The organism is Succinivibrio sp. (assembly GCF_045124615.1).
Lineage (GTDB): Bacteria > Pseudomonadota > Gammaproteobacteria > Enterobacterales > Succinivibrionaceae > Succinivibrio > Succinivibrio faecicola.
In genome coordinates this window covers 1-11,420 of record NZ_JBGVMC010000011.1, presented here as the reverse complement: position 1 = coordinate 11,420, position 11,420 = coordinate 1, and the positions used below count along the sequence as shown (strand labels likewise).

The 11,420-nt window shown below is 34.0% G+C and carries 11 protein-coding genes; 6 read left to right on the top strand and 5 right to left on the bottom strand.

Features of this window, described 5'->3' with window-relative positions; all coding sequences use genetic code 11:
• Nucleotides 1–505 (bottom strand): ATP phosphoribosyltransferase (gene hisG / locus ACJML3_RS00230; protein WP_406019612.1); only part of this gene is annotated, 505 nt, incomplete at its 3' end.
• A gap of 249 nt (nt 506–754) precedes the next feature.
• Between hisG and ACJML3_RS00225 the strand changes: the two genes are divergently transcribed.
• Nucleotides 755–1,189: a GtrA family protein gene (locus tag ACJML3_RS00225; RefSeq protein ID WP_406019611.1), complete on the top strand. Its 435-nt coding sequence runs from the start codon at nt 755–757 to the stop codon at nt 1,187–1,189.
• A gap of 55 nt (nt 1,190–1,244) precedes the next feature.
• On the opposite strand, the gene ACJML3_RS00220 is transcribed toward ACJML3_RS00225, so the two are convergent.
• From ACJML3_RS00220 to rfbA, 4 genes are all read right to left on the bottom strand, one after another.
• On the bottom strand, nt 1,245–3,083 hold the full coding sequence (locus tag ACJML3_RS00220; RefSeq protein WP_406019610.1) for a PP2C family protein-serine/threonine phosphatase: 1,839 nt from the start codon (nt 3,081–3,083) through the stop codon (nt 1,245–1,247).
• A gap of 415 nt (nt 3,084–3,498) precedes the next feature.
• Nucleotides 3,499–4,518, bottom strand: a complete 1,020-nt coding sequence (gene rfbB, locus ACJML3_RS00215) for a dTDP-glucose 4,6-dehydratase (protein ID WP_406019609.1) — start codon at nt 4,516–4,518, stop codon at nt 3,499–3,501.
• Nucleotides 4,519–4,545: 27 nt separating this feature from the next.
• Nucleotides 4,546–5,103: a dTDP-4-dehydrorhamnose 3,5-epimerase gene (gene rfbC / locus ACJML3_RS00210; protein WP_331853088.1), complete on the bottom strand. Its 558-nt coding sequence runs from the start codon at nt 5,101–5,103 to the stop codon at nt 4,546–4,548.
• On the bottom strand, nt 5,090–5,977 hold the full coding sequence (gene rfbA, locus ACJML3_RS00205) for a glucose-1-phosphate thymidylyltransferase RfbA (RefSeq protein WP_406019608.1): 888 nt from the start codon (nt 5,975–5,977) through the stop codon (nt 5,090–5,092). The genes rfbC and rfbA overlap by 14 nt, the downstream gene beginning before the upstream one ends.
• Nucleotides 5,978–6,281: 304 nt before the next feature.
• Between rfbA and rnt the strand changes: the two genes are divergently transcribed.
• The 5 genes from rnt to ACJML3_RS00180 all read left to right on the top strand — a co-directional run bounded on the left by rnt (nt 6,282) and on the right by ACJML3_RS00180 (nt 11,027).
• On the top strand, nt 6,282–6,929 hold the full coding sequence (gene rnt / locus ACJML3_RS00200; protein ID WP_406019613.1) for a ribonuclease T: 648 nt from the start codon (nt 6,282–6,284) through the stop codon (nt 6,927–6,929).
• A 26-nt stretch (nt 6,930–6,955) separates the two neighbouring features.
• A complete protein-coding gene (locus ACJML3_RS00195; RefSeq protein WP_406019607.1) occupies nt 6,956–7,672 on the top strand; it encodes an SIMPL domain-containing protein in 717 nt (238 codons plus the stop codon).
• A gap of 29 nt (nt 7,673–7,701) precedes the next feature.
• The gene (locus ACJML3_RS00190; protein WP_406019606.1) at nt 7,702–9,924 is read left to right on the top strand and encodes an ATP-dependent DNA helicase; all 2,223 of its coding nucleotides are present in this window, start codon (nt 7,702–7,704) and stop codon (nt 9,922–9,924) included.
• A gap of 13 nt (nt 9,925–9,937) precedes the next feature.
• Entirely contained in the window at nt 9,938–10,630 is a 693-nt protein-coding gene (gene tsaB / locus ACJML3_RS00185) for a tRNA (adenosine(37)-N6)-threonylcarbamoyltransferase complex dimerization subunit type 1 TsaB (RefSeq protein ID WP_406019605.1), read from the top strand.
• Between the two features lie 88 nt (nt 10,631–10,718).
• Nucleotides 10,719–11,027 (top strand): hypothetical protein, encoded by a 309-nt coding sequence (locus ACJML3_RS00180; RefSeq protein WP_406019604.1) that lies wholly within the window; start codon nt 10,719–10,721, stop codon nt 11,025–11,027.
• Nucleotides 11,028–11,420: the final 393 nt, after the last annotated feature.

The following is an 11,420-nucleotide window of genomic DNA, read 5'->3' as shown; positions in this document are numbered from 1 at the left end:
CAACCTCAACAGATCCTGTTAAAAGAACGGATTTGAAGTTTACGCCTTCCTGCTTTAAAACTCTCTTTAGAAGGTGTGGATATGTAGTAGCAATCTTAGCACCTTCAAGATCCTTTAAACCTTTCCACTCATGCTCTGTAGGAACAGCAACAGAAAGTCTGCAGTCACCAAAGTTAAGCTTTAATACCTCATTAAAGCCTGTAGGCATACCGTCAAGCTCACGTTGCATGGTGGTTTCTTCTAAAACGTTCTGACCAACAATACCCCAGTCAACGACATGATCCATAACAAGACCTGGAATATCATCGTCACGTACTCGCAGAATGTCGATAGGCAGATTCTCAGCATGTGCAAGTAGATGATCACGGTTTGCAGAAATTTTGATACCACTGCTCTTGAATAATTTTAAGGTTTCATCTGTTAAGCGACCGGATTTCTGAATTGCAATACGCAGGCGCTTCTTTTCGCTGCCTTGATTTTCGCAACATGCTTTGCAAGTACTCATAATTATCTCTTTAAATTAAAATAAAATTACTTTTGTCTGATTAATAAATAAGTTGTCTTATAGCCAATAAAAAACTGCATAAAAACAACTATGTATAGTATATCACATTTTTTACTGTGAAAACGATAGTATGCAAGCAAAGCAATTGTTTTTGTCGCTGTACAAAAAACACCAATATATTTTTCACTGTGAATATTCTCTTGTATAGAGTAGAATTCAGTCATCATAAATTAACACATAGTATTTATCATGAAATTATCATTGTCAGAGTCTTTTAATAATCTTGTAAAACAGTTTATTAAATTTGGTATTGTAGGTCTTTCAAATACAGCTATTGCTTATCTTATCATTGTAGTGACACTTCTTTGTCTCTCTCCATTTAAGCTTAGCTATGATTTTTATGTGGCAAATGTTGTGTCTTTTGTTCTGTCAGTTGCATGGTCATACTACTGGAACAGAAGATATGTATTTAATATTTCAAAGAAGTTTTCTTTTAAAAGTGAATTTTATATGCTCCTAAAAACATATGCCTCATATTTTTTTACAGGTATTGTTCTTACTAACATAGGTTCATATGTTTTTATCGTTCTGTTTGATATAGATAAGTATATAGCTCCTTTTTTCAATCTATTGTTTACTGTTCCTTTAAACTTTCTTCTTATAAAATTCTTTGCCCTAAAATAAGAAAAGCCTTCAACAAAATGTTGAAGGCTCTTGGTACTTTGTTTAACGAAATCTGTTATTCAAATTCCTTATTGTTAGCATTCTTTTTTATAACTATTGCACTGACATCCTTATTCAAAGACTCAAATTCAGCACCTGCATGCTTTTTGAGTTCTCTATAGAATGAAATTAACTGATCTGACGCCTCATCATCAGCTTTTTGTGTGAAGATTTCCATGATTTTCTCAAGAGTAAATTCGTTACCCTGTTCATCTTTAATGTCTGTAATATCTGTATTTACAAATACCAAAGTATCAAGATATGTGAATTTACCTTTTGAATCAATATATGTCTCATCCTTATTAGTGCAAAGCTCAGCATGAATTGCTTTTGCCTCAAGCTTCTGCTCTTTGTGCAGATGAATAAGAGTTGGTAGGTTAAGACCTGCCATTGAGTAGATGAAGTTACCTGTGAACTCACTTAAAATCATTACAAAGCAAGTGATGTTAAGATCACCAAGATCTCTTTGCATCAGAATATGGTTTACATCTGTAAGAGCCTGAGCTGGAAGAAGATTCTTATGTGTCAGTGCATCTTTTACGAAGCTTGTAATAATATTGATAGCACTGATAGACTTTAAAGAACTTTGTGATGTTTTTCCAAAAATAATACCGATATTATCCTTATCAACTCTGAAAATATCGTAAAAGGCTTTTGGATCTGTCTTTGCAGGAACAAGAAATGAAGCAATATCAAGGAATTTTGAATTTGGCATATCAGCACCAGCACTGGCCATATCCTTGTGGAATGAGCTAATCATTGAAAGTTCCTTGTTCTCTACAGCTTCTTTTACAGAGTTATGGCAAAATGTATTAAGCTCATCAATCTTCTTTTCAATGCAGCTGTTTACTTCTTTAGCATAGTCAGCTACAGCAGAATATACATTATCAAGTTTTTCAAGGGTGAATTTGTTATTATCAACCATTGAAACTGTCTGTTCAGTTTTTTCTTTTGGTTCAAGAATAACTGTTTTTAAAACATTGATATTGTTTTCAATACTCTTTAAATCTTTATGTACAAAAGAGAGCAGTTTTAGAATTACGAAAATCAAAAGTCCAAGAACAGATAAAGATAAAGCTGCAATTAACAGAATTGAGATAACTTCCTTTCTAATGATAGGGCCTTTGTTTTTTGCAACTACAACAAATACATCATATTCTTGAAGATAGCTTATTGTTACAATCTTAGCTTTGTTATCCTTGGTCTTCTCAAGATCAATCTGCTTTATAAGATTGTTTTTCAAAGCCTCATTAAAGTCATCCTTTAAGATGCTGTCTGTATAGCTTACAGCTACACTCCTGTCGAGATTTGAATTTAAAATTTTTCCTTTTGATGACAGTATTACAACAGCTGTTGGATTCTTAGCCTGTAAATATCCATCTTTATAAAGAAGAGCCTTGATATCAAGATTCTTGATTTTGTCAGAAGAGCTCTTTTCTACATAAAGATCTGATGAATTGATTTTTTGAAGATATAAAAAGTTCTTGTCAGCAATATTTAAAATTCTATATCCTAAAAAAGCCTGTTCCTTATCAACAGTACACCAAAGATTATCAAAAGAAACCTTTTTTGCTAAAAGATCAATTTTTACCTTTGATTGTTTATTCTCAGGAATTTTAAACATTGCAAGGCAGTTTTCACCTTTTGGGATCTCATTTGCTTCAAAAAGCTGATTTGATGCATTGGAAATTGCAAAATACTGGAATGTTGAAAAATCAAGAAGATCCTGTTTTTTATAAAACTGATGGAATTTTTCTACAGCTTCAAGCTGAGTGAATGCAATCTGAGCAACAATTTTTTCAATCTGGGAATTTGGCTCTTTAAGTCTCAGATCAAGAGCATTTGAAATAAGCATGCTGTATTTTTTCTGAGATTCAAATTCATTTTTGATTGCACTTTTGTAAAGACAAGTAAAATTATAGGCACAGCACACTACAGCTGAAATGACGACACTTAAACATATTGCGGATAATAATTTTACTTTCAATTTCATGGTACTGTACTTTGCTTATTCTTTATGCCACATAACTAGTTATTTTTTTATTGTCAGCATAATTTTATATGCTGTTTTATAAGGAAATTATACAGCAAGTATGTTATTTAAAAAGAAAAATTATTAATAAAAACTGATTAATGAACAAATTTGCGAGTTTATGCACAATGTTTTGAACAAATGTCTTATGGTTGAAAGGAAAAATTGATTTTTATTAGATGTTGTTTGAGCAAAAAAGATAGGCTCACATAATAGTGAGCCTTCATATGATTACTGATTATTTTTTGAATTTTTCAAGATACCATTTGATTGTCTTAACGATACCAGTATCAAAGTTTTCATCAGCAACCCAGCCAAGCTCAGTTGTAAGCTTGGTGGCATCAATTGCATATCTTAAATCATGACCGGCTCTGTCCTTTACAAAAGTGATAAGCTCTTTGTATGACTTGCCGTCCTCTCTTGGAACCTCATTGTCAAGCATCTGACAGATGGTGTTCACGATGGTAATGTTATTTCTTTCGTTGTGACCGCCAATATTGTAGGTCTCACCTGATTTACCCTTATGGAAAATCAGATCAACAGCCTTACAGTGATCAAGAACATATAACCAGTCACGAACATTCAGACCCTGACCGTATACAGGAAGAGGCTTAAGGTTCAGAGCATTCTCAATGATATGAGGGATCAGTTTTTCATGATTCTGCTTTGGACCATAGTTGTTAGAGCAGTTTGATGTTGTAACATTAAGACCATATGTGTGGTGGTAAGCTCTTACAATCATATCTGAGCTTGCCTTTGATGATGAGTATGGGCTGTTTGGTGCATATGGAGTGGTTTCTGTAAAGTAACCAGTTTCGCCTAAGGTACCATATACCTCATCAGTTGAAATATGGTGGAAACGAGCATCCTCATATCCTGCCTTTACTTTGAATGGCTCATCCATCCAGTGTCTTCTTGCAGCATCAAGTAGGGTAAAAGTGCCCATTACGTTTGTCTGCATGAAGATTTTAGGTCCCTTAATTGAATTATCAACATGTGATTCAGCAGCAAAGTGAATTACACCTCTGATATCATACTTTGTAAAAAGCTCTTCAATTAAATCCTCATCACAGATATCGCCTTTTACAAATGTGTAGTTTGAGTCATACTCACACTCTGTAAGATTTGATAAGTCACCTGCATAAGTTAACTTATCGATATTGATAATGTGGTAATCAGAGTATTTTTTGCAAAAGTATGGAACAAAGTTTGAACCGATAAAACCTGCACCACCTGTTACTAAAATTGATTTTGTCATTGGTTTTTCCTAAAAAAATTTTTAATTCTATTCTTCAACAAAAAAATCAGGCACATCTGACAGAGAATGCTCAATGCGATCCTTTTCTGACGTTAGGATTTTGTCTTGTGGTACCTGCCAGTCGATATTGAATTCAGGAGCATCATATCTCATACCCCATTCAGATTCCTTGTTGTAGAAATTGTCTACCTTGTATGCAAATACAGCAGTTTGAGATAGAACTGAGAATCCGTGCAAGAATCCGTGAGGAATGTACAGCTGTTTGAAATTATCATCAGAAAGTTCAACACATATGTGCTTACCAAATGTTGGTGAGTCACGTCTGATATCTACAGCTACGTCAAGAACTCTACCTTGCAGCACACGCACAAGTTTAGCCTGACAGTGTTCACCTGTCTGACAGTGTAGTCCTCTTATGACACCATAACTTGAGCAAGACTGATTATCTTGAACAAATTTTGTTTTTATGCCTGCTTTTTCAAATTCTGATTCTTTATAGCTTTCAAAAAAGTAGCCTCTAGGATCGGTAAAAACCTTAGGCTCAATGATATAAACACCCTGTAAAGGAGTTTTAATAAAGTTCATGTTTTTCCTCTAAAACCTTTATTAAATAGTTTTTATAATCGCAGTTTTTCAGATCATCAATTAAAGAACACATCATTTTATCATCAATAAAGCCTCGCTTGTAAGCAATTTCTTCTATACATGCAAGCTTAAGGCCCTGACGCTTTTCAATAATCTGAACAAATGAACCTGAATCCATAAGGCTGTCAGGGGTTCCTGCATCAAGCCAAGCATTACCTCGTTTCATAGGAACTACAGACATTCTGTTTTCTTTTAGATAAAGGTTGTTCAAATCTGTAATCTCATATTCACCACGGGCAGATGGTTTTAAAGTTTTTGCTTTTTGCACTACATCTTTTGGATAGAAATAAAGACCGACAGAAGCATAATTTGATTTTGGATTTTCAGGCTTTTCTTCGATAGAGATAACGTTATGATCCTTGTCAAATTCAACTACGCCAAAGCGTTTTGGATCATTTACATGGTAGGCAAAAATTGTAGCTCTCTTGCCCTTGTTGTTTTCAACTTCCTGCGCAAATTCACCAAACTGTGTACCCATGTAGAAGATGTTGTCACCAAGAATCAGGCAAACATCATCATCGCCTATGAATTCATCGCCAAGTAAAAAAGCCTGAGCAATACCGTTTGGCTCTTCTTGAACTACATAACTTAGTTTAAGACCGAGTTTTTCTCCTGTTCCTAAAAGTTTTTCAATATTAGGAAGATCTCTTGGAGTTGATATGATAAGAATATCCCTGATACCAAAAAGCATTAGCGTTGATAGAGGATAATAAATCATTGGTTTATCATAAACAGGTAATAACTGTTTTGATATTGTTTTTGTCAGAGGGTAAAGACGTGTGCCACTGCCACCTGCAAGAAGAATTCCTTTCATAATTTTTCTCTTTGTCGATAAAAAGGCCTGATACTTTTTCTATTATACGAAAACAAGATGATTATTTCATTGTTATATCTCTATATTTCGTTTGAAAATATTTTTGTTTTTGAATTTTTGATATGTGGAGGATTTTTGAAGTCGCGATTTTGAATATCTAAATTTTATAAAATGAAGTAAAATAATACAGGTTGTTTTGTTTTTTGTTACAGTAGATAAAAAAGTGTCAGACAGTATAAATTCAGAAAATTCACCAAAGAGTACACCATCATACAGTGTTTCACAATCAGAGCAGGATTATTCAATCAAATCAAGATTCAGAGGTTTTCTTCCTGTTGTTGTGGATGTTGAAACTGCAGGTTTTGATCCTAAAAAGGATGCATTACTTGAAGTTGCAATGATGACTGTGAAAATTGATGAAAATGGAAAATTTGTTCCAGATGAGCTTTTTAAGGCAAACATAAGACCTTTTGAAGGTTCAAATATAAATGAATCTAATATAAAGTTTTTAGGAATTGATCCTTTTGATGAAAGCCGTGATCTTAAAACTGAGGAAGAAGCTTTAATTCCTATGTTCAAGGCAATTTCAAAGAAAGTAAAAGCTGCTAAATGCAAAAGAGCAATTCTTGTAGGTCATAATGGTAATTTTGATCTGTCATTTATTTATGCTGCAGCAGATCGTTTAAACTATAAGCGCTGTCCTTTTCATCCTTTTTCTGTCTTTGACACAGCTTCACTTTCATTGCTTGTTTTAGGACAGAGTGTTCTTGTCAAATCCTGTATTGCATCAGGAATTGACTTTGATTTAAAAGAAGCTCACGGAGCTGCTTATGACACACAAAAAGAATGTGAGCTTTTTTGTAGTATTTTAAATAAGGTAACGACCTTCATGGGATATCCTGTCAATATGAATATTGACGTTGATTATGGACATGAGGATAAGGATTCTTAGTTAGATCCTTTCAATAAGGAGTTTGTATGAAAAAAATTATTAATAATAAACTTTTAAAAGCACTTTGCCCTGTATTTGCACTGATGATATCTCAAAACGCAGCATTTGCTACATCATGTGAAGAGGAAGGTACTATCTCTGTTACAGGAAGTGCAAGTGTATCTGCAACTCCTGATGTTGCTTCTTTGAGCTTTGTAGCGTCATCATCTGGAAAAGATGCAAAGGCAGTAAGAGCAAATGTAGAGCAAAAAGCTTTTATTCTTATTGAGAGTGCTTTAAAGATTGGTCTTACAAAAGAGCAGATTATTTCTCAGAGTTTGTCCTTGTATCCTGTTTATAACTATGATGACGGTAAAAGAGTTTTTGACGGTTACAATGCTAATCGAGAGATTACTTTCAAGATTTCTGATTTTACATTGATTGAAAAACTGACCGATCTTGCTTTAAAGGCCGGAATTGAACAGATTGGCGGATTTACATATGAACTAAAAGACCGCTTGGCAATTAAAAAAATTGCTGATGCAAAGGCAATTACCGATGCTAAGGAAAAGGCATTAAGACTTGCTCATGGCTTTAATGTTAAGGTCAAAGGTGTCTGCAGAATTAGTTTTTCAGATTCACAGCTTGAACATGCTCCAAGATTCATGGCTGTAAATTCTGCAAAGCAGAGCATGGTTGCTGAATATACACCGGCTCCTGTAAAGGTATCATCAGAGGTTAATGTAGTCTATACAATTGACTGATAAGATCTTATATAGGCTTTAAATAAAACATGTCTGACTTTCCTGAAAACAGCTGCAATCTTACAGTTTTTCATGATGTTGAAGAATATCTAGGTCAAAATGGAAAGATTGCCAGAACTGACAACAATTTCGTTTTCAGAGAAGGTCAGCTTAAGATGGCATTGGAGTATCAGAAGACTTTAAAGGAAAACTCATCTTTAGTCTGCGAAGCTGGTACTGGCACAGGTAAAACCTTTGCCTATCTTTTGCCAGCTCTTTTATCATCAAAAACAATTCTTATTTCTACAGCATCAAAGGCACTTCAAGATCAGCTAATTCAAAAAGATCTGCCATCTATCTGTAATATTCTTAATATCCCTCACAATTACATGTCATTAAAGGGATTTTCAAATTATCTTTGCAAAGACAAATATTATGAACTGTCAAATAAATTTGCATCAAGTAATGGATTAAAACTTGATGACTATATTGATGAGAGTGCAAAGAAAATTAAGAATACAAAGCAAAATGAGAGAAAAAAATCTGATATAGAACTTCTTGATGATGACTCTGATTTTAAAAAAGGTGTAATCACACCTGAAATTATGGCAAAACTAGAGTTATTAGTTGAAAAAACTGATCTTGCAATTCAAAAAGATAATGAAATTGATTTTTGCGAGGTAAACTCAAAGTTTGATTCTGCTGTAGTATCTAAAGTAACAATACATCGTGAGTACTGCAAGAAAAGGAAATGCAAATACTACGATGAGTGTTTTTGCTATCTGGCAAGAAAAAAGGCAACATCATCAAAGGTTGTAGTTATCAACCATTCGCTGTTTTTCTCAACAATGGATATTGAAGATCCCTTTAATATTCTTTGTCCATCTGTCATGTTGCCAAAATACAGAGCTGTTGTTTTTGATGAGGCTCATGATCTTCCTTCTATTGGACGAGAGCATCTGTCATTTAGTGTTTCATCATATCTTAAAAAATGTTTTCAAGAGGATGTTTCCTTCATTGTAAAAACTCTTGCTGATGTACCAGTAAAAGACATAATTGAGGCATACAATCAGATAATTAAAAGTCTTGATTCAATGCACTCATATCTTCTTACAAGACTGCCTTATGCTGATGGCTCTAAGGCTCATATCAACTTTTACAAATATGAAGATTATTTTGAAAGCGACAATCCCTTTGAAGAGTACAAGGTAGGATGTGAACAGTTCAGACAGAGAATGATTGATTTGTATTCATCATTTCTGTCAGCAAAAAAATTGTTTATAGCTGAAAAAGCACTTAATGAAGACTTTTTTGAATCTAGAATCAATATGTTTTCAGAAGCTATTTCTACCATTGTCAATCTGATGACTCTTGATAAGAAAGATAATGAAAATGCAGAAAAGTATGTAGGCACTGTTGAGGTATCTAAAAAATCATTCAAACTACAGCTCACACCACTTGAGATTAACGAAAAGTTTGGTTCTTATATTAAAAGATGTGAAAGCAACAATGTAAGTACATTATTTACAAGTGCAACAATCTGCATTGATCATAAGTTTACTAAGTTTGTACGTGATATAGGTGCAAATAGCAGCGTTAACTGTATTGAGGTTGAATCAAATTTTGATTACGAAAAGCAGACTGCTTTCTTTTGTTCAAGAGATTTTCCAAAAGCAGAAGATTCTTTAAGAATAAGCAAGATTATTTGCATGCTAGAAGATCTGATAAACAATGTAAATGGTGGTGTTTTCTTGCTAACCACATCTGTTAGTGCATTAAAAACTGCTTATGAATTATGCATTGAAAAATTCTCAAAAATGCGAGCTGTTTTGTGTCAGTACAGAGGATTGTCTAATTCAAACATGCTTTTGGAATTTAAAAAAAATGGTAATGCCATTTTAATTGGAACTGCTTCTTTTTGGGCAGGCGTTGATGTTCCTGGAAAAGCACTATCCCTTGTTATTATTGATAAGCTTCCATTTACATCACCATCTGATCCTTTATTTAAAGCAAGATGTCAGAGTTATGATTTAAAATTTGGTAAAAACAAAAGCTTTGCTCATTTATGTGTACCTGAGGCAGTGATTGATTTAAGACAGGGCGCTGGCAGACTTATAAGACACGAATCTGATGTCGGAGGCTTAGTAATAGCCGATCCTAGAATTTTAAGTCACTCATATGGAAAAATCTTTTTACACTCTCTTCCTAAAATGACTGTATGCAATACTGCTTCTGATGTATTACAATTCTTAAATCAAAGTACAAACAGTTGAGATATGAATTTATATGAAACTTTTAGCATTAGATACAGCAACTGAGAATATTTCTGTTGCAATTTACAAAGATGGTGAGAAATTTTTCAAGAGCAATCTTGCACCACAAAAACATGCAGAGCTTATTCTTCCAATGATTGATGATTTGTTAAAAGAAGCTTTAGTTGATAAAAATGAGCTTGACGGAATAGTACTTTGTGTAGGTCCAGGATCATTTACTGGTGTTAGAGTTGCAACATCAACAGCTCAGGGCCTGGCTCTTGCCTTGGATCTTAAAATTGCACCTGTAACCTCACTTGAGGCACTAGCACTTGAAGCTCTGTCAAAGAAAACTGATGCTCCATATGTCGTAAGTTCTATTGATGCAAGAATGAATGAACTTTATCTTGCTGTTTATAAAAACGAAAACGGCAATATCAGGATAATAGACTCTGAAGTTGTTCTTCCATATTCAGAGTGTGCACAAAAGCTAAAGGATTTGGGGATCTTACTTGATTCATGTGCTGTTGCCGGTACTGGTATTGAATATCTTAAAAAAGAAGGTCTTTTTAATGGGGTAGAGCCTTCTGTTTTATATCCTAATGCCAGATTTATTCTAAAGGAAGGCAAACGAAAGTTTGAATCTGGCGACGCTTTAGATCCTTCAGAAGCACTGCCTTTATATGTGCGAAACGAAGTTACATGGAAAAAAGTATCAGATCAGTAACTAAGCTTTTTCTAAGTTTGTGATTTGCATAAATTGAATAATCTTTAAAATTACCTATACTATATAGGTCAGTATTGGTAGGTAATTTATGGCTATAAACTCAATCGGATCTGGTTACCAGATTATTCAGAATCCTGTAAATCTGCAGCGACTTGAGCAGCAGAATCAGTTGCCTGCACCTAAGCAAAATGTTACAGAAAACAAAGTAGCAGATGTTTCATCTTCTTATAAAGAGAAGAGTTCCAATGCCAGCAGTTCTGATTATGAGAGCATGAAAGGACAGTACGGCAGTCTTATGGATTCAAAGAATTCAAAAATTGCTGCATACAAAAGTGTTTTAAATCAGGATGCAAGAGAAAATATCAGCTCTAAACTTGGAATCAGCGTTTACGCCTGATAATCTTTTTTCACTTCTTTTTTGTAAAAAAAACTCCTAGATGGTGCTCAATTGAGTATTCATACAAAACTCATTCCTCAAGGCACGATTGTATTGCTGATGTTTGTTTTTTTACTTGCATAGCAGCTTAAAATGTAATGTATTTTTGACCCAAAAAACAAAAAATCTATACAAGTCGGCACAGGGACAAATTATTCTTTTTACAAAAAGATAGGTATGACTGATCAAGAATTAGAGCAAGCATTTGACGGTTCTTACCATCTTAAAGGTTACACTCCTGCCAAAACTAGTGAAGTCGCTGAAGCTGAAGAAACACAAAAATAGCTTTTAACTATGCAGTCTAGAATTTTAAAAATCAAGGACGAGTTACTGACAGCTGTATTTCTTGACGAC